This is a genomic window from Psychrobacter pulmonis (assembly GCF_904846465.1).
Taxonomy (GTDB): domain Bacteria; phylum Pseudomonadota; class Gammaproteobacteria; order Pseudomonadales; family Moraxellaceae; genus Psychrobacter; species Psychrobacter faecalis.
Map to the genome: position 1 here is coordinate 143,290 of NZ_CAJHAT010000006.1, position 24,200 is coordinate 167,489.

At 44.3% G+C, this 24,200-nt stretch carries 17 protein-coding genes; 6 read left to right on the forward strand and 11 right to left on the reverse strand.

The window, feature by feature from the left end:
* The first annotated feature begins 32 nt into the window (after positions 1-32).
* Entirely contained in the window at positions 33-329 is a 297-nt protein-coding gene (locus tag JMX70_RS10930) for an integration host factor subunit alpha (RefSeq protein WP_068403716.1), read from the forward strand.
* A gap of 189 nt (positions 330-518) precedes the next feature.
* Here JMX70_RS10930 and JMX70_RS10935 read toward each other — a convergent pair whose 3' ends face one another.
* Positions 519-875: a hypothetical protein gene (locus tag JMX70_RS10935; RefSeq protein WP_201592055.1), complete on the reverse strand. Its 357-nt coding sequence runs from the start codon at positions 873-875 to the stop codon at positions 519-521.
* A 477-nt stretch (positions 876-1,352) separates the two neighbouring features.
* Here JMX70_RS10935 and ypfJ point away from each other — a divergent pair, with 477 nt between their 5' ends.
* A complete protein-coding gene (gene ypfJ / locus JMX70_RS10940) occupies positions 1,353-2,255 on the forward strand; it encodes a KPN_02809 family neutral zinc metallopeptidase (protein ID WP_227671255.1) in 903 nt (300 codons plus the stop codon).
* Positions 2,256-2,457: 202 nt separating this feature from the next.
* On the opposite strand, the gene JMX70_RS10945 is transcribed toward ypfJ, so the two are convergent.
* The 3 genes from JMX70_RS10945 to trxA form a co-directional block, all read right to left on the reverse strand.
* Positions 2,458-2,703, reverse strand: coding sequence for a hypothetical protein (locus JMX70_RS10945; RefSeq protein WP_191690753.1), 246 nt, complete (start codon positions 2,701-2,703; stop codon positions 2,458-2,460).
* A 293-nt stretch (positions 2,704-2,996) separates the two neighbouring features.
* Positions 2,997-4,265: a transcription termination factor Rho gene (gene rho / locus JMX70_RS10950; protein WP_068403707.1), complete on the reverse strand. Its 1,269-nt coding sequence runs from the start codon at positions 4,263-4,265 to the stop codon at positions 2,997-2,999.
* A 572-nt stretch (positions 4,266-4,837) separates the two neighbouring features.
* Positions 4,838-5,164 (reverse strand): thioredoxin, encoded by a 327-nt coding sequence (gene trxA, locus JMX70_RS10955; protein ID WP_068403703.1) that lies wholly within the window; start codon positions 5,162-5,164, stop codon positions 4,838-4,840.
* A 371-nt stretch (positions 5,165-5,535) separates the two neighbouring features.
* Between trxA and JMX70_RS10960 the strand changes: the two genes are divergently transcribed.
* On the forward strand, positions 5,536-6,249 hold the full coding sequence (locus tag JMX70_RS10960; RefSeq protein ID WP_191690755.1) for an RluA family pseudouridine synthase: 714 nt from the start codon (positions 5,536-5,538) through the stop codon (positions 6,247-6,249).
* Positions 6,250-6,330: 81 nt separating this feature from the next.
* Positions 6,331-7,962, forward strand: coding sequence for a flavin-containing monooxygenase (locus tag JMX70_RS10965; RefSeq protein ID WP_201592057.1), 1,632 nt, complete (start codon positions 6,331-6,333; stop codon positions 7,960-7,962).
* A 20-nt stretch (positions 7,963-7,982) separates the two neighbouring features.
* Here the strand turns inward: JMX70_RS10965 and JMX70_RS10970 are convergent, their stop codons facing one another.
* The 3 genes from JMX70_RS10970 to JMX70_RS10980 form a co-directional block, all read right to left on the reverse strand.
* Positions 7,983-8,918 carry a D-2-hydroxyacid dehydrogenase gene (locus JMX70_RS10970; RefSeq protein WP_201592059.1) on the reverse strand — a complete coding sequence of 312 codons (936 nt, stop codon included), beginning with the start codon at positions 8,916-8,918 and terminating at the stop codon, positions 7,983-7,985.
* Positions 8,919-9,161: 243 nt separating this feature from the next.
* On the reverse strand, positions 9,162-10,124 hold the full coding sequence (locus tag JMX70_RS10975; RefSeq protein ID WP_201592061.1) for a response regulator: 963 nt from the start codon (positions 10,122-10,124) through the stop codon (positions 9,162-9,164).
* Positions 10,125-10,220: 96 nt separating this feature from the next.
* Complete coding sequence (locus tag JMX70_RS10980; RefSeq protein WP_201592064.1) at positions 10,221-12,533, reverse strand: sensor histidine kinase; 2,313 nt, start codon at positions 12,531-12,533, stop codon at positions 10,221-10,223.
* An 805-nt stretch (positions 12,534-13,338) separates the two neighbouring features.
* Between JMX70_RS10980 and rapA the strand changes: the two genes are divergently transcribed.
* The gene (gene rapA / locus JMX70_RS10985; RefSeq protein ID WP_201592067.1) at positions 13,339-16,227 is read left to right on the forward strand and encodes an RNA polymerase-associated protein RapA; all 2,889 of its coding nucleotides are present in this window, start codon (positions 13,339-13,341) and stop codon (positions 16,225-16,227) included.
* Positions 16,228-16,657: 430 nt separating this feature from the next.
* Positions 16,658-17,560 carry an acyl-CoA thioesterase gene (locus JMX70_RS10990; protein WP_201592070.1) on the forward strand — a complete coding sequence of 301 codons (903 nt, stop codon included), beginning with the start codon at positions 16,658-16,660 and terminating at the stop codon, positions 17,558-17,560.
* 99 nt (positions 17,561-17,659) lie between these two features.
* Here the strand turns inward: JMX70_RS10990 and mutY are convergent, their stop codons facing one another.
* The 4 genes from mutY to JMX70_RS11010 all read right to left on the reverse strand — a co-directional run bounded on the left by mutY (position 17,660) and on the right by JMX70_RS11010 (position 23,995).
* Complete coding sequence (mutY, locus tag JMX70_RS10995; RefSeq protein ID WP_201592073.1) at positions 17,660-18,883, reverse strand: A/G-specific adenine glycosylase; 1,224 nt, start codon at positions 18,881-18,883, stop codon at positions 17,660-17,662.
* A 67-nt stretch (positions 18,884-18,950) separates the two neighbouring features.
* Positions 18,951-19,889 carry a GIY-YIG nuclease family protein gene (locus JMX70_RS11000; protein ID WP_201592075.1) on the reverse strand — a complete coding sequence of 313 codons (939 nt, stop codon included), beginning with the start codon at positions 19,887-19,889 and terminating at the stop codon, positions 18,951-18,953.
* Between the two features lie 24 nt (positions 19,890-19,913).
* Positions 19,914-20,870 (reverse strand): ribosome biogenesis GTPase YlqF, encoded by a 957-nt coding sequence (gene ylqF, locus JMX70_RS11005; protein WP_201592078.1) that lies wholly within the window; start codon positions 20,868-20,870, stop codon positions 19,914-19,916.
* Positions 20,871-21,004: 134 nt separating this feature from the next.
* Positions 21,005-23,995 (reverse strand): DUF2339 domain-containing protein, encoded by a 2,991-nt coding sequence (locus tag JMX70_RS11010; RefSeq protein ID WP_227671251.1) that lies wholly within the window; start codon positions 23,993-23,995, stop codon positions 21,005-21,007.
* Between the last annotated feature and the right edge of the window lie 205 nt (positions 23,996-24,200).

A 24,200-nucleotide genomic window follows, 5' to 3' on the forward strand; every position in this document is an offset into this window, starting at 1 on the left:
TCGACATCACGACATAGCATAGGAGTCGTACTGTGAGCACCTTAACCAAATCTGACATGATTGAGCATTTGATGAGTCATCTTAACCTGACACGCCAAGAAGGCCGCTGTTTGGTGGAGAATTTTTTTGACGAGTTGTCAGAGAGTTTGATTGATGGCAAAGAGGTCAAGCTGTCAGGCTTTGGCAACTTTGAGCTTAAAGATAAAAATAGCCGTCCCGGACGTAACCCGAAGACAGGGGAGCCCGTTGCCGTGTCAGCACGCCGCGTCGTCACCTTTAAAACAGGACAGAAGTTTCGCCAACAAGTGGATGAGCGCTTATTTGACTAATAATAATCTCGGCAGTAAGTGAAAATGATGGTTATCACAGTCTATTGAATATATTACTGTGATAACCATCATTTTTTATGTGGCGCTTTTATATCATACTACTTTTTATAAAACATAAATAGTAGACATAAAAAAAGAGAGCATAAGCTCTCTTTTTTACTACAGTACTTTTATTATGAAAAATAAAAATTACTGAGCTGGTTCTTCAACAACAACTTCGTCAGCAGCGTCAACAGCTGGAGTTTCGCTAGCTACATCAACGCTAGTAGTAGTACCGTCTACAGGTACTTCAGCATCAATTTCGTCAGTAGCAGTAGCCGCTTGTGCATCAGCGATGTCAGCTTCAGCATCAGCTACAGCAGCTTCAGCTTCTGCAGGTACCGCTTCGCCTTCAGCAGCAGCTTCGTTTAGTTCTTCAGAAGCGTCTTGCACTTCTTCTTGCGCGTCAGATAAATCTTCAGCAGCGTTTTCTTTGTTGCTATCACAGGCAGTAAGGCCCATAGTTGCAGTCATGATACCAGCTAGAGCAAGTAATTTAAGTTTCATAGGGTTTCTCCGGAAAAATGAAATGATCAGTAGCAGCAAAAAAGGTTGAATATCCGAGATGTCCCAGAATTCAACTAGTATTAATTACAGCTACTCAGCTTTCACGCATTCTATATGATTTCTTTCTGCATGGAAAGAGGTTGTACAATTAAGTAACAATAAAATTGTAAACCGACTTTTAACTTGCTCATTTAATATACTTTTTAATACAACAAGCCAAATTAATCGACGTATAATCAATGACATCAGGACGTTTTAGCACTTTTTTGATAAAAGGATTTCCTTTAGGATTTTAAGCGTATTTTGAGATTATCGATAGGCTATTTATCAATAAAATTGACATTAAAATAAAGCAAAAATATAGAAGCGATTATGGTTGAAAGCTAGAATATAAAATCAACGGAATGAGTCATATATCTTATAACGTTAATAATCAAATAATAGGGTTTACTACGATAGTGATAGGCATGCTATTGGATTTTTAGGAGAAACATTATGAAGTGGCAAGACAGACGTGGCAGCTCGAATGTGCGCACCACCAGTGGCGGCGGCAAAATGATTGGTGGCGGTATCGGCGGTATTATCATTGCTGGTATTTTATGGCTGGTTTTTGGAGTCAATCCGATGACCGCCTTGCAAACGGGGCAAGTGATTACGGGTGGCGGCAATACTTCTACCCAACCTGCCACTAGTGATGACCGTGATACCCGCTTTGTAAAAGTCGTATTGGCGGATACAGAGGAAGTTTGGCATCAGATATTTAACGAGGCAGGGAGCACTTATAAAGAGCCGTCATTGATTTTATTTAATGGACAGGTCAGCTCAGCTTGCGGCAGTGCCAGCGCCGCCACCGGGCCTTTTTATTGCCCAGGCGATCAGACGGTATATTTGGATACGTCGTTTTTTGTAGAAATGCGGCAAAGTTTGGGTATTACTGGCGATGAACAAGGTTCAGGCGATAGTGAAAATCAAGGTAAAGCGGGAGACTTTGCGCAAGCCTATGTCATCTCTCATGAGGTCGGTCACCACGTGCAGACTTTGCTTGGTATTACTCAGCAAGTCAATGAAGCCAGTCGTCAAGTAACACGCGCGCAGGCTAACAAGTTATCCGTCATGCAAGAATTACAAGCCGATTGTTTTGCAGGAGTCTGGGCGCAGCGCAATCAAGAGCGCGTACAGTTCTTAGAAGCGGGCGATATTGATGAAGCCATCAATGCGGCCAGTCAAATCGGCGATGACCGTTTAGCGCGTGCCGGCGGCGGCGCTGTGGTACCAGATAATTTCACTCATGGCACCAGTCAACAGCGCGTGCAGTGGTTTACCCGTGGTTTAGAGAGCGGTAATGTACAAGCATGCGATACTTTTAGCGGCGCGCTATAGAGTTTAGTGGTGCGTTATAAAGTTTGTGTTGCGTTATAGCAGTATTTAGGTATTGGTTACCCTATGAACATAAAAAAGCCTGCAAATCCATTGCAGGCTTTTTTCTTGCTAACTTTTTAATAGTCAGCTATCTTTTTTCAATACTCATGTAATCTATCATCTTAATTAAGATAATGATTTAATCATAGCTAACGAATAGTGATTAACGAGTTTGGTCAAGGATATAAGCACCTGCGCCACCAACAGCAGCACCGCCCAATGCCCCGCGAGCGATATCTTTACTGTCGCCGCCACTTCTGATCAAAGCGCCCGCTGCTGCGCCCGCTGCTGCACCTTTAGCAGTGTTGCTTAAGCCACTGTTGTAACCATAACCATTGTTAGCACAACCGCCCATCATCAAAGCTGAGCTTGCAATCGCAGTTAGTGCAAAAGTTTTAGCAAATTTCATGGTATCACCTATTAAGTTGTCAAATTTGAAATCCAATATACAGGATGTATCTAAATATGTCTGTACTACTTTTTATAATAGCTTGTTTGTCTCTATCAAGCCGTAGTAGAAACGCTAAGCTTTGCAAATATACGGTAAATTATGTTACTTGGCTGTATCATTGGTAGGGGTTTTGCTTATAGTTATTGTATTTATAATGATAGTCCGCTAACTGTTTTTTGCAATTGCGTAATTGCAAAACTAAAAAGACCACATAAAGTGGTCTTTTTTAATCTAGCAATCTAGCTAACGATCTAATTTTGTGACTTACGTTTCATTTGCTCAAAGAATTCATCATTGGTTTTGGCTTCTTTTAAACGATCAAGCAAAAACTCAGTCGCTTGCACGCCATCCATCGGTTGTAACAGTTTACGCAATATCCAAACTTTACGTAGTTTATCTTCATCAAGTAGGCGCTCTTCGCGGCGGGTACCGGATTTTTTGATATTAATCGCAGGGAAGACGCGTTTTTCGGCTAAGTCACGCTCAAGGGTAATTTCTTGGTTACCCGTACCTTTAAACTCTTCAAAGATAACACTGTCCATTTTACTACCTGTATCAATCAAGGCACTGGCAATGATGGTTAAGCTGCCGCCTTCTTCGACGTTACGCGCCGCGCCAAAAAAGCGTTTTGGACGTTCTAACGCGTTAGCATCCAAACCACCGGTCAATACTTTACCCGATGATGGAATAACAGTGTTGTAAGCACGGGCAAGACGGGTGATAGAGTCAAGCAAAATGACCACGTCTTGCTTATGCTCGACCAGACGTTTAGCTTTTTCGATGACCATTTCGGCGACTTGGACATGGCGCTGCGGTGGCTCATCAAAGGTTGAGGCAACGACTTCACCGCGCACGGTGCGTTCCATCTCGGTTACTTCTTCTGGACGCTCATCAATGAGCAAGACGATAAGGTAGCATTCAGGATTATTGCGGGTGATAGACTGAGCAATAGATTGCAAGAGCATGGTTTTACCGGCTTTTGGCGGTGCAACGATAATCGAGCGCTGTCCTTTACCAATCGGGGCAATCAGGTCGATGATACGACCAGTCAAATCTTCAGTCGTACCATTACCAAGCTCTAGCTTTAATTGCTCAGTTGGAAATAATGGCGTTAAGTTCTCAAAAATCAGCTTATGACGCGAGCGATCTGGGGTATCAAAGTTGATTTCACCAACTTTTAGTAGCGCAAAATAACGCTCAGAATCCTTTGGCGGACGAATGGTGCCCGCGATACTATCGCCCGTCTTGAGACTAAAACGGCGAATTTGGCTCGGACTGACATAAATGTCGTCAGGGCCTGCTAAATAAGAGCCCTCTGATGAGCGTAAAAAGCCAAAACCATCAGGAAGTACCTCAAGCACACCGTCGCCGTAGATGGCTTCGCCGTTACGGGCATGGGTTTTTAAGATAGCAAAGATAATGTCTTGTTTACGGCTACGCGCCATATTATCAAGGCCCATTTCTTTGGCGATGGCCAATAGCTCAGCGATTGATTTTTTCTTTAGTTCAGTAAGATTCATAGATAGGTCATTAGCAGTTGATCAGATGAGAGATGCCATTATCAGCACAAATCACGACAAGGATTAAACAAAGGGTGTAGGGCGATAGAGGGTATATACACAGGGCTTGGGGCTTATGTAGGATTTGTTTTACGTGCCAGCTTATAAACGCCTTGCAAGACAGTCGGGCAGGTTTATAAAAAGTGAAGATAAAGAAGTCTACATAAGAGTCTGCGTCAAAAACTCAATATCAGTAATTGTGTTTAGTCATTGCGTTCAGTAGTGGTGTTTTATAATGACGATTGTGTTTTTGTTGATAAACACGAGGAGAATAGCGACAAGACACTTAGGAAAATGATTAGTTTTCTCTTGTCAGCAGACTATACGGCGTTCAAGACAGCCTTGTCAATAATTTTTGCTAAAAAAGCTATAATATCCAGCTTTTTGCTCAGAAAAGCAGCAAAAAAGCCATTAGCTCAAAAAGATAATGGCTTTTTCAATACGAACTTTATAAACAGCATAGCGCATTCTTTAAAATCGCTATTTTTAACAAACACCTTTAGCGATTATTAGAGGGCGTGTATTAACCGTACTTATAGATGTTTATCTAATACTTTAGCAAGTTCAGCTTTTGGCTGTAAGCCCATGACTGAATCGACTTTTTCGCCATCTTTAAAGACAAATAGCGTTGGGATGTTGCGGATACCAAAACGGCTCGCTGCTTGCGGGTTGTTATCGACGTCGACTTTAACGATTTTGACTTTACCTTGGTACTCGCTCGCCAAATCTTCTAAAATAGGTGCAATGGCTTTACAAGGACCACACCAAGTTGCCCAAAAGTCTACTAGCACTGGCATATCAGATTGTAGAACGTCTTGGTCGAAGTTTGCATCAGTGGTATTAACTATAAGGTCTGACATAATTTATCTCTCTTGTTTTATTATTTCTATCACCAGTCATCATACAATACGGCTGTCATATTCGAGCGATGAGTGGTTAAAGAATGGTTGGGAGGTGGTGAAAATCTGCCATTATATTAACATGTTTGCTCAAAGTTGACAGATGCAGGCGGGTTAAAATGTTTAACTATTACTATTAGCACAATAAATCGACACATAATGACACAGGTTATGTTTTATCTGTCACCCTAATCTCTTGCGGGCATTATTCTACATCTAGCATGTTTACCGTGTAGCGCCGTTAATATTTCTAAACCCTAATATCATTTATTGCCTTATTAGAATAATCTATTTTTAGACCACCAACCTTTTGATATAAGTAGCCCATTTTTATGCCTTTTACCGATGAAGCAATAAACGCCTTAAACGCTCAAGAAAATGCCTATCCTCTTGCGTTTTTCCAAAAATTTGCCCAAGACATTACTGTCTATGAAGACGATGACATTTGGGTTGTTGATAAGCCCGCCGGACTGTTAAGTGTCGATGGTAAAAGCCTTAAGGTAAGTTTATTGGCACGGCTCGAGCGCGCCAATCCGGCGGTAAAATTGATTCATCGTTTAGATATGGATACTTCAGGGCTACTAATTTTTGCCAAGAATGCCGCCGCACAAAGCCATATTAGTAAGCAATTCATCGACCGCCTGCCGCAAAAAAGCTATCAAGCGCGCGTCTTTGGGGCGTGGCAGCGTGTCGGTGCCAAAGGCGAGATATCAGTGCCAGTACGCTATGAGCCCACGACCAAACCGCGGCATATCGTTGACTATGATTGGTCAAAGCATGCATTGACATTGTATGAAGTATTGGCGCATGAAGAATGCAATGGTCAGGTCGTCACCCGCGTGCTGTTAAAGCCCGTGACCGGACGCAGTCATCAGCTGCGCGTGCATATGGTACACGTCGGTCATGTGATGATTGGCGACCCAATCTATGCTGAAGGTGATGCCTTAACGATTGCGCCGAGGCTTAATTTACATGCCCAGCATTTGCGCCTCAAGCATCCGACGCTTGGTGCTTGGATGGATTGGGAAAGCCCATGCCCTTTTTAACCATTCCTCTTTAACAACTTTTTTGATCAGCTCATTTTAAAAAGCTTTTTTAAATAAATCATGCAAAACAAGGATCGTATTATGCTTGATATCAATACCGCTAAACAGACGCTTAAACAGCGCTTTAAACCTAAATCGTCGTCATCTACCTCAAAGACGCCCGTCGATTGCGAGGTGCTGATTATTGGCGCAGGGATTGCCGGTATCGGTATGGCGTGTCGATTGCAGCAGCAAAAGCACAAAGGGCTGTTTGGGCAGAAAAGCCCAAGTCGCTTAAAACAGCGAGCCACAAGAAAGCGGCAAAAAACTAGCCAGCGCTTTGTGGTATTAGAAAAACGCGCAGACTTGGGCGGTACGTGGGATTTGTTTACATATCCTGGTATTCGTTCCGATTCTGATGCTTTGACCTTTGGCTATAGCTTTCGTCCATGGTTGGACCATCGGGTATTGGCAAAAGGCGATGATATTAAAAACTATATTGCCGATACCGCGCGTGTGTTTGGCGTCTCTGAGCACATTCGCTATCAGCATGAGGTGCAACAACTGTCTTGGTCAAGCCATAGTCAGCAGTGGACGGCAACGGTAAAAAACCATGTAAGCGGCGAGGTATTTGCCTTAACGGCAAAGTTTGTCGTCGGTGCTACAGGCTACTATGATTATGAGCAAGGTTATCGCCCGCATTTTGAAAACGAAGCAGATTTCCAAGGTGAAATCATCCATCCGCAGCATTGGCAAAACGTCAATTATGACGATAAAAAAGTGGTCATAATCGGTAGCGGTGCCACCGCGATGACGCTACTGCCCGCTATGGTCGATGAAGAAAGCGAGCAGTGCGCGCAGCACGTCACTATGCTACAACGCTCGCCGACCTATGTAGCAAGTGTACCGGGCGATGATTATGCGCTTGATTGGCTGGCAGGTAAATTTTCGCCGTTATCAAAAACGCAAGCTTATAAGCTACTGCGCGCGCGTAATGTGTTGATGCAACAAGGGACGTATCGAGCGGCAGTTTTTGCGCCCAAGGTGATAAAAGCCTTATTAAAGCGTAGTGTTAAAACCGAGTTAAAGGGCAGCGGAGTTGATATTGCGCATTTTATGCCTACTTATAATCCGTGGGATGAGCGACTTTGTGCGGTGCCAGACAGCGATTTGTTTAAGGCATTACATGGCAAGCACGCTGCCGTCGTGACTGATCAAATTAGCCACTTTACCAAAACTGGCATCATGCTTGATTCTGGTAAACACCTTGACGCTGATATTGTTGTGACCGCAACGGGGCTAAAGCTGCAAATGCTTGGCGGCGCGAAACTATATATCGATGGACGGGCAATTGATATTGGCAAACGCATGACGTATAAGGCGGTGATGATTGAAGGTGTACCAAATATGGTGGCGCTATTTGGTTATACCAATGCGTCGTGGACGCTCAAAATCGATTTGGCTTGTCAGTATGTGCTGCGCTTGCTCAACCATATGCACAAGCACGGTTATCAGGTGGCAGTGCCACACGCAAAAACTGCGCATAGCGAGGCGCATACGCAGCCAGATACGGTCATGGGCGCGCTAACGGCAGGCTACGTGCAGCGCGCGCAACACGAATTACCGAAACAAGGCGATATTTATCCTTGGCGAGTCACCAATAATTATCTGAGTGACCGCGTGATGCTTAAATACCGTAAAGTAAAAGACGACTGGTTACGCTTTAGTCGTTAAGTGTTATTAGTGATTGTCTTTTAATGCTTATCGATAAATTCTGAAACTTGCTTACTTAAAATTTGCCACAAGGTTTCTTGCGCGCTTTTGCTGCCCCAAGCGTTATGTGGGCTAAATATCACCCGAGGATGATTAGAAAGGGTTAATAAAGGGTCGTCTTTGACAATCGGCTCTTGCTCAAATACATCGGTGGCATAACCAATAATTTGCTCGTTGTTAATGGCATCGCTCAGCGCTTGGCTGTCGACAATACCACCACGAGCGACATTAACAATTAGTGGCTGCTTAGCCATTTTTGCTAAGGTGTCTTTATTAATTATGTGCTTGGTTTGCTCGTTTAATGGGCAATGTAAGCTCAATACATCAGACTGCGCAAGTACCTCATCGAACGCCGTATAATCCTCATTACGCGGCGTACGCCCTTGATGCTCCGCCCACAATACCGTCATCCCAAAAGCGCGGGCGATGTCGGTGACGCGTTTACCAATAGTGCCAACACCAATAATCCCAAGCGTTTTATCTTCCAAATCTATCAGTGGGATATCGAGCAAGCAGAAATTACCATTATCTTGCCACGTACCGTCAGCAACTTTTTCATGATAATAGATGCCTGCGCGCATGGCCGTTAGCATCAGCATAAAGGTATGCTCGGGCACGCTTTTGACCGCGTAACCCGCGACGTTATATAGCGCAACATTGTGCTTAGCACAGGCATCTTGATCGACGTTATTCATACCTGTGGCGGTCAGTTGGATAAGCTTAAGCTTAGGCAGTTTAGCAATGACGTCAGCGCTGATTTGGACTTTATTGGTAAAAATGATATCAGCATTTTGACAGCGCTCAATAATCAGCTCTTGAGGTGTATCGTCGTAAGTAATGTAGTCAGTCACGCCAGCAGGTGCTGGCAAGTCGATATTGTCAGAAAAAGTACCCTTGTCTAAAAAAACCGCTTGCATGATGTTTCCTTATCTCATTGTTATTTTAAATAGATGATATTTTAAATAGATGACGTTTTAAATGGTCTTGCATTTTAAATAGGCTGATAGAGTTATTGGCTTAATGTAGCACGTTGCCGGGCTTAGTCAAAAAACGCGTCAAAAACCTTATCGAAAAGCGTGCAGTAAAAAACCTCTACTTCAATTGAAATAGAGGTTTTATTTTATGCGACAGGAGTTCTTGTGCTTATATCGTTTTTCGTTTTATAAAGAAAAACGCTTGCGCAATTTGCCAATCAGACTTCGAACGCGACTGCTTAAATCAATACGTACATCGTTTTCAGGGTCGTGCTCGACTTCATAACGCTTAACCAACTCAGGGCTGGCTTTGAGTTTTGCATGATGCTGGAAAGCACGGTTGACGCTAATCTCAAGTAGGCTGGCACGCATGGGCTTCGGTAAGCAGCGATAAACCTGACCTTTATTAATCAAATCAATGAGCAAGCCCGCATCCTGAAATTCCGTCTGTACCAAGACCACCAAGTGCGGCGCATCTTGTTTTAAGGTGAAGATAATCGGCGCGATATTTTCGCCGCTGACATTGATGTCGGTAATACACACGCCGATATCTTCATTGGCCAAATAATCGTAAGCTTCTTCTAAGCCTTCTGCGTGCAGGACTCTATAGCTATGCGAGAACTGCTTGCTTATTTGCTCAATCAGCTCGTCGGTTTCATCGATGACCAACAGTGTCTGCTTTTTACCCGAGCTATCAAATTGCTCCGCGTCCTCATCTGGATTATAAGTCAACGCGATTTCGGTGGCGCGACCGACGACGGCGAGCAGTTCTTCAGATTTACAAGGTTTGGTCAAATAACGATAAATCTCACCATCGTTAATAGAGCCAATAATCGCGTTTAAATCAGCATAACCGGTCAATAAAATCCGCATGGTAGACGGCGACACTTCTTTGACTTCACGCAAGATATCGACACCCACGCGCTCAGGCATACGTTGGTCGCTGACCGCCACGTGTACATGGTTATTTTTGATATAGTCGATATATTCAGTCGGGTCAGTGGTGATAAAAACGTCATGCGTTTTACGAAACAGCAGTTTCATCGAACGTAAAATACGTTGTTCATCGTCGATAAACGCCAACTTCGGTTTTGGTCCAGACCCTAGCTCGTCGCCAGAGGTTTCCATTTCATGGTCAAGTTCATTCATGATGATTTCCTTATGATGAATAATAGTACGATAGTTTTATATAATCATTTAAATAGCAATTGAGCTCACAACAAAACGAACACCAGAACCTAGCATTTATGCTGCTAGGCTTTGTTCGGTTAAATCATTATCAATCGGTAGCGTTAAGGTAAAGGTAGTGCCAACGCCTTCGGTTGAAACCGCTTTAATGTCGCCATTATGCTGCTCCATAATCTGCTGACTGATGGCCATCCCAAGACCGGTTCCTTCGCCCGCACCCTTAGTGGTAAAGAACGGCTCAAAGATTTGGTTAAGTACCTCGGCGCTCATGCCTTTACCATTGTCGCTGACATCGATATAGACATGACTGTCATCGGCGCGCGTTCGCACTTCGATTTTGCCATCTGGTTTTTCGCCCATGGCTTGCGCGGCGTTATTAAGCAAGTTCACTAGCACCTGATTAATCTGTGACGGCGAGCATTTAATTTCAGGCGTCGGCGCAAAATCAGTGACAATCTCTTGATGTCTGATAGAGTTGCCAGCGATTTTCAATGACGCTTCGATACATTCGCGCACATCGATGGTTTTCACTTTTGACTCATCAAGACGGGCAAAGTTACGTAGGTTTAGGACCATCTCGGTGATTTGCTCGACACCAAAGAGTGAGTCTTTAATCAGCTCTTTAAGCTCAGTGGACAAATCATCTTCTTGGATTTCATCCGACGCACGGACGATATCAGCCAATAACTTATCAATTTTGCCATCAGTAGCGGCATCAGTTTTAGCGGCTTTTAACCCTTGTACCAACTCAATCAACTCTTCGTATTGCTCAGTCAACTGACCGATAATCTCAAGGTTGTTTTGCACATAAGATAATGGCGTATTAACCTCATGAGCGACGCCCGCCACCATTTGACCCAAGGTTGCCATTTTTTCTGAACGGATCAATTGCAGCTGAGAGTTTTTCAGCTCTTTTAGCGTCTCTTGTAGCTCAGCGGTACGCTCTTCAACTTTAATCTCTAGCTGCTGATTAATATTGGCAAGCTTACCTTCGTTAGATTGGATACGGTCTAGGAGGTCATTAATAGAGCCATTTACCAGCCCAATCTCGTTGCGACCTTCGGTGAATTTAACCTCACTTAGCTTATTGTATTGCTTATCATTAATCAGGTTTTCCGCTTGCGAGATTTTATCGGTGGTTTCTTTTAACGGTTTAAACGCTAAATAAGTGAGCATAAAGTAAATCAAACCCGCGGTGATAAGTAGCGCGAGGGCAATCCAGTTAATCAGATTTTTACTTAGATTGTCAGCGATGGCGTTAATTTCAGCATCAGGCTGGACGACGATAAGTTTCCAATAAGTTTCAGGAATCTCAAATACGTACGCTTGGCTGCCGTTATAGTAGCTGTCTTTTTCTAACTCAAAGCTCTGCAATAAACGGCTGTCCATCGCGTTTTGCTTATTTTCACCGTTGTTTAGATAAGCGGCGTAGTTGACGAGATAATAGCCTTTTGACGTACCGGTTTCGGCTTTATCAAGCGTGGTCAATACCTGCTGGACTTGCGGCGATACGCTAGCGGCAACGCGCTCGATAGTCTCTTTACGCTGCATCTCCAAGAAGTTTAGTACCGGATTCCAAGCAGGGTCAGCGTTGATAACTTGCTTGATATCGAGCGGTGTGCCGGTGGCTTCGTCGATATAGCTTAAGCGCTCAGGATTAGAGGAGGCGATAACTTTGTCACTGTTATCGAGCAGTAAAATATAACCTGAGCCTGAGCTTTCGCTGAGCTTAACGATGTTTTCTTGCAGCTGGTTGAGGGTAAAGTTGACGGTACTGGCACCCCAGAACTGGTTGTCACGCTCGATGGCGACACCGCAACTCATCGCCAGCTCGCCTTTGGTTTGGCTGGCGCGGACATGGTTCCAAATACAGCTTTCAGGTTTGAGCAATTTCAAAACGCTAAACCAGTCTTCTTGATAATAAGGATTGGCAGGGTTTGGGTCGCTGAGTACCGCTTGATAATCGCCGTTTTGACGCACCATCAAAAATGGATGGGTGGCGGTATTGGCGCCCAGTGCGCCTTTTTCTGGCCAAATGCCGCCACTACCTAATAAGTTATAATCGCGCTTATCAAAAGCATTGGCGGTACTGGCTTGCAAAATCGCTTCTTGTGGCGGCAAAGTCTGCGCGCTTTGCTGCAATAACAAGGCACTGCGCATCACGCGATTGATATCGGCTGAGATACTATTGACCGCGGTATTACCACGCTCAGCGACCAGTTTTGCCGATTCAAGGCGAATTTTTTCATGACCTTCTTTATCAACAACATACACAACAACGGCTAGTACGACCACAAAAGCCATAAATAGAATGGTCGTCACTTGGGTACTGACTTGGTTAAAAAAGCCAACTTTTTTGGAGGCACTCATGAGGGGATTGTCCTTGGATAAACGTGACCACAAAGCAGACTGTCTATAAAGACTACTGATGCTATTTGCTGTGAGCAATCGATGATGTGGTGATACGTAAGCCTTACGAAAATGGGATTTGAGTATTGGGGCAAAGTTTTTAAGATTATCACTCAGTTAAATATCTAGATATATAACTAGTATTAAAGTATTTACGGTTAATTCATAACTTAAACGACTATGAAAAACACTATTTGGCTTACTTAACGGTCTTAAAAAGGACAGTATTAAGTAGGAGGTTGCCGAAATTTTGTGTTTTAAGACTTGATAGTTAAATTTTTTGAATAAATTTTTTATATCATTTGGAAAATCTAAAAGGGGGTAATGGTTAACATAGCTTCAATAACAATAAGAAATGTTAAATTGCATATATTAACAATATAGAAACAATTTTATGATAACAATGTTTAGGGCATAGTAGCGAGCCTTTTTCTTTACTTGTGAGTCGTTATATATGGATTTCTAAAAAGTTACTTAAGCGCAGTATTGCAATATTCTTGCCAAACAATTGCAATAATCTTGCCAAAAAGTGCTCTTGAAAAGTTAACTTAACGCACTCATCTAGGCGCTAACGTTATATAATGGTCTGTTTTATCCATCGACCTAGCTGACAAGTTGGGCGTTGCTGATAGCTTCAATGACCAGCAACTTATTAATGAGTTTGAGCTATTAATTGACTAAATCCTTGCGTGATTGTTTGTATGATTGTGGCTTGATTCATTAACTATCTATTTTCTTATCATCTGAGTACAAAAGACATCGCCTTATGACTATCTCTATCGCTTCATTGCACAGCACCGAATTTGCCGTTGGTCAACGTTATTTATCTGATACGGAGTCTGAGCTTGGCTTGGGTGTGGTCATCGACGTCGATGACCGCTGTGTACATATCTTATTTCCGCAAAGTGAAGAGACCCGCGTCTACGCCAAAAATTCTGCGCCGTTATCGCGCGTGGTGTTCAAAGAAGGTGATAGTATTTCTGACCAAGCCGGTAATAGCTATACCGTAACCGCGGTCGAAGAAGTGATGGGCGTGCTCAAATACAGTGTTGATGAGCATGAGCGCGGCATTATGGAAACCCGTTTGGCGGCTAATATCACGCTGGCTAAGCCGCTTGAGCGTTTGCTGGCTGGTCGTATTGAGCGCGGGGATTGGTATGAGCTGCGTCAAGATATCTTGCGTATGCAATCAGCGCTAGCGGGTCATCCGCTCAAAGGCTTGATGGGCGCACGTGTCGATATCATCGAGCATCAGCTGTATATTGCCCATGAAGTCGGTAAACGTATCGCCCCGCGTGTCTTGCTTGCTGACGAAGTTGGCTTGGGTAAGACCATTGAAGCAGGTCTGATTATTCATCAGCAGCTACTGACTGGCAAAGCTGAGCGCGTCCTAATTCTTGTACCAGACAGTTTGCAGTATCAGTGGATGATCGAGCTGCGTCGCCGTTTTAACCTAAACTTTGCCTTGTTTGATTTGGTACGTACTGCTGCGATTAAAGAGCACGACCCTGAGCAAAACGTCTTTGCTACTGAGCAATGTATCATTGCCGGCATGGATTTATTGCTCGATCATCCTGATTTGTACGATCAAGCGATGGAAGCGGGCTTTGATTTATTGGTCGTTGATGAGGCGCATCACCTGCATTGGGATGAAGCGCAAGGTGGCAATGATAAATATGATTTGATTGCTGATTTCGCTGAAGAAACACCGGGTGTGATGCTATTAACCGCGACGCCTGAGCAACTTGGCGCACAAAGTCACTTTGCCCGTTTGCGTTTATTAGACCCCGATCGCTTTGATGATTTGGATGAGTTTATCGATGGTCAAGAAGCCTTTGCCGAAACCGCAGCGGTTGCGAGTGTCTTAATCGAAGATAAGCCGTTAAGTGATGGTCAAATTGCGGCGTTAAGTCAACTGCTTACTATTAGTATCGATGAATTAGTAAACATTAATGACGACGAAAAACTGCGTACTTATGCGCTCAATGAACTCCTTGACCGTCATGGTACGGGGCGTATTTTATTCCGTAATACCCGTGAGAGTGTCAAAGGTTTTTATGGTCGTAGCAGCCAGCCGTATCCGTTGCCGCTACCTGAAGCATGGGTAGATAGCTATCAAACCAAGGGTAAATTGCGCGAGCAGCTTTGGGGCGAAGAAAATCAACCCGATGGCGGCTGGCTAGAGGATGATCCGCGGGTGCCGTGGTTGATTGATATTTTGAAGGGTGAGCTTAAGCATAAAAAAGTATTACTGATTGCTCGTAGTGGGGCGACGGTTGAAAGTTTAGAGGCGGTATTGCGCCTGCATGCTGGTATTAAAACCGCCATCTTTACCGAGCAGATGACCTTACTTGAGCGTGACCAAGCGGCGGCGTTCTTTGCTGATAGTGAAGGCGCGCAGATATTATTATGTTCAGAGATTGGTTCAGAAGGTCGTAACTTCCAGTTTGCCAGCCAGCTGATACTGTGGGACCTGCCTGCCAATCCAGATACGTTAGAGCAGCGTATCGGTCGCCTAGATCGTATCGGGCAGACACAGCAAATTATGCTGCACGTTCCTTATGTACAAGGGACGGCGCAAGAGCGACTGTACCGCTGGTATAACGACGCGCTCAATATGTTTAATCAGATTTCTCCAACGGCGCAAAGCGTACAAGAGCAGTATATCCAAGAGTTAAAGCCGCTGCTTGAAGGCGCGGATACCGACGCTAACCGCACCACTTTGCAGGAGATTATCGAAGAAGCACAGCAAACGCGCTTGGGACTCGAAGCACAGCTACAAGCTGGTCGCGATCGCTTACTTGAGTACAACTCATGCCGTCCGCGCGTTGCTGGGCGTATTGCAGATGCCATGCATGATTTTGATAAACATAATCTATTGCCGCAATTTATCGAGCGCTTCTTTGCTTCCGCCAATATCGACCACAATATCCAGCGCGATGGTTCATGGGTGATTGCGCCGATTGATAGCACGGAAATTAGCGATTATATCGACGGTCTGCCGCTCGGTGACGAAGATGGTATGACGCTGACCTTTGAGCGTAAGCAAGCGCTGCAGCGTGAAGATATCGAATTTATCACCCATGAGCATCCATTGATGCGCGCGATTTACGAGCTGGCAAGTACCAGCACTTTTGGGAATACCACCGTTGCGATGCTAAAGAGTGCCGCCGTTCCACAAGGTATGGTGCTGCTAGAAGTGAATTTCCGCGTTGAAGCGATTGCGCCAAGATTGCTTAATCTGCCTGCTACCTTGCCGACGCAAAATATTCGTGTGTTTATCAGTGAGCAGGGCAGTGATTTATCCGCGCGTATTAGCAGCGATATGATTATGCCGCATATCGAGCGCTTGGATAAAAACCGCGCTCGCCAAGTGATTAAGGTACGTGGCGATGTGATTGAGCAGCGTTATTATGAAGCCGAAGATATTGCCCGTCAGCAGCTAGAAGACATTGGTGAACAGGCAAGCGCGCGCTTTAGCCAGCAGTGGTCACGTGAAATCAAACGCCTAAAGCATCTGCAAACGATTAACCCTAACGTGCGCCCAGAAGAGATTGAACGCCTAGAGCAACTAAAAGCCCAAGGCGAGCAAGCACTAGGCAATTTATCGCTGGTACCAGACTCTATTCGCGTGCTGGTCGCTGTAAAACCATAATATAAAGTCAAATAAAAAACGAGGTGTCTCATCATCTCGTTTTTTATTTATGTTTACAGGCTTAGTTAGCATACTTAAGTCGTTGCTTGCCCATTATTGCTAAGCTAATAAAGCGTTAAACCGACTCGTGAGGCGGCGACTGCCTAGTCAAAATCTTTAATATTCGCTAAGATGATTGGCTTTTCGCTTTATAATGAGCGATTGCTAATCATTTTACTGGCTATTTATTTGGTATTCTCAGCGTTATCTGGTTGTTTATCGCAAACTATAATAGCCATGCTATAACAGTTTTAAAATGAACCTACTATATATATTATTTTAAATTAAAACGCCGCATTGGCTTAAGCCGTATCGTATTGATACGCTTGACCCTTGAGTGCTTATATCTCAATGCTTGGTGTGATTGATCAAAATAAGGAAACCTATCGTCATGTCTGATTATCCGCAACTGATCGATGAGCTGCTGGCTACCGTGGCGCTTATTGAAGTCAGCCCTGATGTTTTTGAAGGTAAAAGCCACGATTATGTGGGCAGTCGTATTTTCGGCGGGCAAGTGCTGGCGCAAGCAATTATGGCCGCATCGCATACGCTCGATAAAGACAAACCTTGTCATTCGCTGCATGGTTATTTTTTGCGCGGCGGCGATATCAATCAGCCGGTGATTTACCAAGTACGCCGCCTGCGTGATGGTCGCAGCCTGTCAGCACGTGAAGTCACGGCAATTCAGTATAAAGAAGCGCGCGGTAAAGCGCCTGTCGAGCAAGTGATATTTTCGATGATTGCTTCGTTCTCACCGATGGAAGAGGGTTTGGAATATCAAGAAGATATGCCCGTGTATCCGCCGCCAGAAGACTTGCTTGATGAGCAAGATTTAAAAGAGCAGTATGTTGGAAAGGTTCCTGATGCCCTAAAAGCGCGCTTTATGCGTCATCGTCATGTCGAGATTAAACCGATTAAGCCGCGTGATCCGATTCATCCAGAACCGATGAAACCCAAGCAAGCAAACTGGCTGCGTATCCGTGAGCTTGGCAAGCAGCCTGTGGCCATTCAGCAAGCACTATTGGCGTTTTCGTCTGATTTTTACTTGGTCGGTACGGGGCTGATGTCACATGGGGTCAGCTTTATGACCAGTGGCTTGCAAGCGGCGAGTATTGATCACTCGATGCATTTTCATCGTGATTTTGATTTAAATAATTGGCTGCTATATGACATGTGGAGCGACACCACATCTAATGCCAAAGGCTTAAACCACGGTCAGTTTTGGCAAGATGGTCGATTGGTCGCGACGGTACAACAAGAAGGCTTGATGCGTTTGCGGGTGCCCAAATCTTAAGTTTTGTCTTAGTTTTTTGTATGTTATAAATGAAAAAAGCGACTCAGAATATATTTTGAGTCGCTTTTTTTAGGGGTTTTATTTGGTTGCAATAACCTATTATTCTAAAATCTTAACCATCGCTCGTGGTAATCCAAGTGTTGCCTGCGCATCACTCGCATTTAACCAGTTAATATTAATTTCTGCCGCTTGCAAGGCTTTGGTCAAATCAGTCACTTGCTCATTAGCTAAAGTCAGTGATTGCGGCGTTAAATACCAATGGAAATGAGTTAATGAATGTTTAATAGGCGCCTCATCAATTAAGGCTTTATTAATGGACGCGGCTGCTAAACTATGCTTATCCAACCATTCATTGATAATTTGCTCAGCGGTGGTAAATTCTGTTTCGTAGAATTTTTCATTGCTAGCAACTTTTAATGATTTATCATCGCTGGCTTTTGAATTTTTAGCAGTAGCTTTACCGTCAATTTTCTCAACAAATTGCAAAGGCAAACTCCACAATCCGCCCCAAATGCCATTATCAGGACGCTGTAGCCACAGTATTTTGCCGTCCGTATCTTTAATTAATAATGCATTGCTAACTTTGCTGGGTTTGGGCTGTTTTTTGGCCTTGACTGGATAATCGGTTTCGCGACCCTGCGCATGGGCTAAGCAATCATCTTGTAATGGGCACAATAGACAAGCAGGTTTGCTACGCGTACATAAGGTTGCACCCATATCCATCATGGCTTGCGCAAACAATCCTGAGTTCTCTCTTGGTGTTAAACGCTCCGCCAATGCCCACAGCTCTTTGGTCGTCGCAGACTTGGTAATATCACCATCGATAGCCGCCCAGCGGGTGAGAACGCGTTTGACATTACCATCACAGATCACGCCATAACGATGTAGCCCCATTGCCATAATCGCCCCAGCGGTCGAAGGGCCAACGCCAGAAATCGCCTCCCAACCTGCTAGCGTCTGTGGAAAGTCGCCCGTCTCATCAATCACTGCAACCAATTGCTTTGCGCCTTTATGCAGATTACGCGCCCGCGCATAATAGCCAAGTCCTGCCCAGTGTTCCGCCACCATATCCCATTCTGCTGCGGCTAAATCTTGCACCGTGGGAAAGCTGTCCATAAAACGGGCAAAGTAGGGCAGCACCGTGGTTACTTGTGTTTGCTGGAGCATGACTTCTGATAGCCAAACGATATAAGGATTGGGCGTATCGGTTTGGTGCTGTTGCCACGGCAGATCGTGGCGACCGTTTTCAGCGAACCAATCGAGGAGGCGGGGGGCGAAGGAGTCGAGGCTGGTCTCGGTATGGATAAAAGTAATAGATGTCATAAGCAATGGGCGAGCAATTCAAAAAGTATGAGGGTTATATGAGGATCGCATGTTGGGATTAAAGTCGTTATCGATAGATGCTGTCTAAAGTTTGACCTGCGGCATTTTTCCATTCAATCCAACCGTTGGTCGAACGACCTGATACCAATGCACTAGCGCCACTGGGTGTTTTAAATAAATGATTTTCAGTGAGCTTATAGCTTGTATCATTTACCGCTATGAGTTTGCCGCTACTAAGCAAGCTCTCTTTTAATCTGGTCACAAAGGGTGGCGCAGATGCTGCCTGTGATTGTCTAATTAAAGAGCCTGCTAATATTACAAAGCCATCGTCATCATAATAGCCTTGTGCATCGCCATCTTTTACCTTGTAATAAAACAGGAATGGGATAGGTTTAGTTGGAGGTATTTCAGCTGCTTTTTCAACTTTAACATCAGTGGTTGTGGTCAGTTTATGTGCATCAGTCTTATTGCTATAAAGGCTATCGTGAATAGCTAAAGATTCAAAAATAGGTTGCCCCAAGGTTGATAGCAAAACATCAAGGGTGTGAAACAACTCTTCGCAGTCAGCTTTTAATGGGTCGGGTGTATGCGGCTTATTACCACTATTACCATTTTTAATCTCGTAGCGCCCCACGTCAAGGGCAGTGGCAATTGCTTTATGCTCCATATACAGCGCATGGGTTTGGGTCATGGAATTATTGGTTGAAAGCATGACAAAGGCACGCGTCCAAAAGTCTTTGTCGTCATGTTGATTTAACCGTCTTCTTAGGTCGCCAGTCTGGCCGATATATAGTAGCGGCTTATCGGTATTTTCTGTTTCACCTATTAAAAAGTATAAGCCTACTTGATTGGCATCAGGCATCGCAAAAAAATCATCAATATGGATACGCGGAATCTCAATCAAACGTACCGTACGCGTGGTCATCTCTGCCAAGCGCAATCCGCGAGGATTACCTTTTGGCAGATAAATCTGAATGGTTTTAGCAGAGGGTATTAACGGATTCATAGTAGCCAGTATTCTTTATGCAATTTATTTACGATTCTTCCGCGTTTTTAAACGACGCAAACGTTTTTCTTCTTCTTTAGCGATTCTTTTCTCTTCGGCTGCGACTCGTTGTTCAGCGACCACAATTTCTTCAGCTTCAGTCATTTCTGGCGTCTCGAGGGTAATATTTCCAAGCTTGCCGCTACGTAACTCGTTAATCAAAATCTCAGACATGCGGTAGGTATCGACTTGATTGCCCGCGCGCACGCAGCCGCGATTACGTCCCGCCATTTCAAAAAACTCCCAATCGGTCTTGGGTAATTCTTCAATCTTATAGCGGGTTTTTAGCAGTTCAGGATAGGCTTGCATGAGATACTCAGCGGTATAACTGGCCACATCGGCGAAGTCAAACGCCGTATCACGAATACCGCCGGTCGCCGCCAAGCGATAGCCAGAGTTTTCGTTTTCAACCTTTGGCCACAGCATGCCAGGCGTGTCATAGAGCATGATGTCATCGTCAAGCTTGATCAGCTGCTGTGACTTGGTCACCGCTGGCTCATCACCGGTTCTAGCTACCGCGCGCCCCGCTAAGGTATTAATCAAGGTTGATTTACCAACGTTTGGAATACCCATAATCATGGCTTTGATTTGACGTCCCGTCCCGACTTTATTGGGTACGAGGGATTTGCATATTGCAATGATACGCTTGACGTCATCGGCTTTGTTATTGTCGCAAGCGATAGCTTTAACGCCGTCTTGTTGTTCAAGATATTCCATCCACGCTTTGGTCAATTCAGGATCAGCGAGATCGGCTTTATTTAAGATTTTAATGACTGGTTTTTCGCCGCGTAATGCTGCAACCATGGGGTTTTCGCTACTATAAGGAATACGCGCGTCAATCACTTCAATGACGACGTCCATCTGCGGCATGATTTCTTTGATTTCGTTACGGGCTTTGTTCATATGCCCAGGGAACCACTGAATACTTGCTCTCTTATCCATCTGCTTTACTAACCTTTTATAAAAAATGCTCAAAGTAAGACAATCAACGTCTACTTTCTAATGGTGTTCAGTTTACTACACAACCAGCGTCACCACGTTAACATTTCATTTAACGTAACGCACAGAGCAGACTATTATTCAAACTCGTCTGTTAAATCCTCACGTGCTGGTGGCAATGGCGCTAAATAACCAATGACCAAGATTAAGCTACCCGCACCAAGGAAGGAAATCACTCGCCAAATCGCCTCGGTCTGGGATAAATCAACCAAGACCAGTTTTAACACCACAACTCCCAATAGTCCAATGCCCATAAACCATAGCGTTCGTTGTCCATAGCGGCTGGCGATAATAGTGGCGACCAAAGCAATGAGCGTCCATAAAATGGTTAGTCCCGTTTGTACTTGCTCGCTATTCCAAGCGCCTCCTGTCACGTCGTATAAACCGCCAGTCCATAACGGCGTGCCGATAAATGCGTGCAGCGTTCTAACTAACATGCTAGAGCCTATCCAAAAACTAATCAGCGCTAAGATAATTAACAGCATATCGTTTTTAGGAATGGCGCTTAATAGATTTCTCGATTTCATGCCATATGGCTGACGGAGTAAATAAACGCCCAAGCCGTAAAACACCACCAGCCATAACGTCACATCATATAAGTTAAATAAAGGAAAGTAGGGCAGTTCCCAAATAATACCATCGTAAGTGAAGTTGGTAAAAATAGCCCAACCTAGTGTGATTGGTACAAATATTTTGGCACTGTCTAATAATGCCTGATGCCAATCAAACCAATAAGGCGCAAATACTGAGGTCGCTGCTCCCGTTTGCGAGTGTGATTGCTTATCATTGTATTGAACCATAGCATGACGCTGTGTACACCATAATCCAGCCAGCATAAAGGCAACCGGAACCAAAATAGTCATGACGCCTTTTGAATCAGGCAAGCCATAATGCATAGCTTCTGCCAACAGGATGATTCCAGCACCAAGCCAGCTCGCGCTATCAAAACTTTTTAACTCCAATTCTTTATGCCATGACTTTAACCATAGTTGCCCAACGACTAACCAACCTATGAAGAAGGCAATAAATATCGGCCAATGAAAGGTTGTCCATTGATGATCAAATTCATACTTTTGTGGCAGTTGAAACAGTAGTGCGGCATAAAATAGCAGCAATAACCCATGGCTAAACTGCCTAATCTCGCGCCACGCATGATAGTGATTGATTGCCTGATAAATAGCTAGGCTGGTTAAGGTGGCCAATCCTAGCAGCGCCGTCGTTGCTAAGCGCCGGCTGGCAAGCCAGTGGTCAAAATCAATCACCAATACATACAGCAGCCAAACCATTGCAGTAAAGGTTAAAAAGCGACCCAAATTTGGACTGCGCCACATCAAGTTAAACGCCATACTTTGGCTATTGATACTGGTAAGCCATTGCTTAGTAGCGAGTTCACCAATGCCCAAAGCTTTAGTATAGGCAGTCAGCGTATGATTGGCATTAAGCTGGTTGTTGGCGTCATCAATAGGCGAGTTGCTGGCGCGTAAGATAAACATCGTAGCTAGATAGCTGAGCGCCGAAATCGTCAACGCCAACGTTGGATAATCTTTGATCGTAAAGACCACAGTTATCATCAGCATCGCGATACTGAGCAGCTGCAATAACAACCCAAACAATACTGACCATGCACGTAGTGAGCGCCGTCCAAACCATACCAAGGCTAGCCCTTGTACCGACCAGCCAAAGGCAATCCATTCTGCATCAAGTGCCAGCGGAATCACTAATGCTAAAAAGCCAAACCCTAACGCCAGCATACCTTCAGTAATCAGAGCATAGCGCTGACTGCGTTTAATAAAACGCCAACCAAGACCCAGATAAATCATCGCTAAAATAGCACTAACAATGGTCAACGCATGATGAATATCCTGCAATAAGGCAGAAAATAAGCCAAATGCCAATATCGGCACGGAGAATAACAGACCAATATCGATAGGGAATACATAGCTAGAACGTCGTTCTTCAACATTAGCCACGTTCATAATCGCTTCATTGTCATCGTTATAAGCAATGATTTGTTGCGCGTAGCGAATCACCACAAATAAATACAGAATGAGATGTAGGGCAACCAGTACCACCAATGACCAACGCTGATTATCAATAATTACCGTTACGTTCTCTGTCAGTCCCCAATAATAAGCCAGCCCAAACGTGACTCCTGACCCAAAAATATTGAGCACTTTCCACGGACGATAATGAGCAATTACTGCAATAGTCACGTTTAGTAATAAGTAATAGCTAAACAAAACCGTCAAGCTGCCTGTATCCTGACTGGTCAATATAGGCGCAAAAAAGCCGCCCGATAATGCCAGTAATGCCAAAGGAAAGGCGCTTTGACGGACGGCTAAAACGACGGTAAGTGCTGATAATAAACCAAGTCCTATAAAGCTTGGTAGACTTGCCAGCACTTGATAAACGCTATAGGCAAAAAAGGTGGTTAGATAAGCAATCGCCAATCCTGCGCCTTGCAAAGTGATGCCGTAAGCAAAGCGGTTTTTTACTAATTTTAATCCTAAAGCTGCTAACCCTAAACCGAGGACGCCTATGGCAATGAGTTTAAAGGCGATGGGTATTTCAATATAGTCACTTAATAAGCGCAGTAATAACACCACCCCGACGAGCAACACCAATACCCCAACGCGCACTACTAAGTTGCCGCCAAAAAACCAGTTTTGCATAGAGTGAATAATGGAGGTGACGATAGGCAAGGAGCGCTCGTCTGGCTCTATCGTTGTAACGGGGGTTCTCGTTTTTGTCGATTCTTCCGGTTTTGGCTTTAAGCCGCCGAGGTTTTCTATGGGTTCGGCAATAGGATCAGCGGCTGTAACCGATTCTACTGTTGCTAACGGTATCGGTGGCGGCATTGATGACCGCAAGGTTGGAGAGGTGTCAGGCACTGATGCAAATTGACTTTCTTGATCGCTATTTATATCGGCGTGAGAAGATTTTGCTGTGATCAAGCCCTCTTCTTGCCGTTTAAGCTCAGCTTGTAGCGCTGTCATATCATGACGCAACTGTCTGATTTGTTGGCTTATCCTGGCGTATAGTATGAACACCACGATCAATAAAGCCATAAAAGCCAGCCAGCCCAGCTGATTTATCAATAGATATAACATCCTCGTTACTCAATCCCACTTATAATAGAGTGATGATGACGTTATTTGCTCATAAGCACAAGATTGGTCATGGTAGTTATTGTGTATAATGACGAAAAACAGGGGTCGCTTTCTGAGAAAGTGACCCCTGTTTTTCGTCTTATACTTTGTATTAACACTCGTT

What these genes read in the sequence shown, in the direction of transcription:
- JMX70_RS10935 (WP_201592055.1), bottom strand. Translation starts at nt 875, where the DNA reads ATGAAACTTAAATTACTTGCTCTAGCTGGTATCATGACTGCAACTATG.
- JMX70_RS10945 (WP_191690753.1), bottom strand. Translation starts at nt 2,703, where the DNA reads ATGAAATTTGCTAAAACTTTTGCACTAACTGCGATTGCAAGCTCAGCT.
- rho (WP_068403707.1), bottom strand. Translation starts at nt 4,265, where the DNA reads ATGAATCTTACTGAACTAAAGAAAAAATCAATCGCTGAGCTATTGGCC.
- trxA (WP_068403703.1), bottom strand. Translation starts at nt 5,164, where the DNA reads ATGTCAGACCTTATAGTTAATACCACTGATGCAAACTTCGACCAAGAC.
- JMX70_RS10960 (WP_191690755.1), top strand. Translation starts at nt 5,536, where the DNA reads ATGCCTTTTACCGATGAAGCAATAAACGCCTTAAACGCTCAAGAAAAT.
- JMX70_RS10965 (WP_201592057.1), top strand. Translation starts at nt 6,331, where the DNA reads ATGCTTGATATCAATACCGCTAAACAGACGCTTAAACAGCGCTTTAAA.
- JMX70_RS10970 (WP_201592059.1), bottom strand. Translation starts at nt 8,918, where the DNA reads ATGCAAGCGGTTTTTTTAGACAAGGGTACTTTTTCTGACAATATCGAC.
- JMX70_RS10975 (WP_201592061.1), bottom strand. Translation starts at nt 10,124, where the DNA reads ATGAATGAACTTGACCATGAAATGGAAACCTCTGGCGACGAGCTAGGG.
- JMX70_RS10980 (WP_201592064.1), bottom strand. Translation starts at nt 12,533, where the DNA reads ATGAGTGCCTCCAAAAAAGTTGGCTTTTTTAACCAAGTCAGTACCCAA.
- rapA (WP_201592067.1), top strand. Translation starts at nt 13,339, where the DNA reads ATGACTATCTCTATCGCTTCATTGCACAGCACCGAATTTGCCGTTGGT.
- JMX70_RS10990 (WP_201592070.1), top strand. Translation starts at nt 16,658, where the DNA reads ATGTCTGATTATCCGCAACTGATCGATGAGCTGCTGGCTACCGTGGCG.
- mutY (WP_201592073.1), bottom strand. Translation starts at nt 18,883, where the DNA reads ATGACATCTATTACTTTTATCCATACCGAGACCAGCCTCGACTCCTTC.
- JMX70_RS11000 (WP_201592075.1), bottom strand. Translation starts at nt 19,889, where the DNA reads ATGAATCCGTTAATACCCTCTGCTAAAACCATTCAGATTTATCTGCCA.
- ylqF (WP_201592078.1), bottom strand. Translation starts at nt 20,870, where the DNA reads ATGGATAAGAGAGCAAGTATTCAGTGGTTCCCTGGGCATATGAACAAA.
- JMX70_RS11010 (WP_227671251.1), bottom strand. Translation starts at nt 23,995, where the DNA reads ATGGCTTTATTGATCGTGGTGTTCATACTATACGCCAGGATAAGCCAA.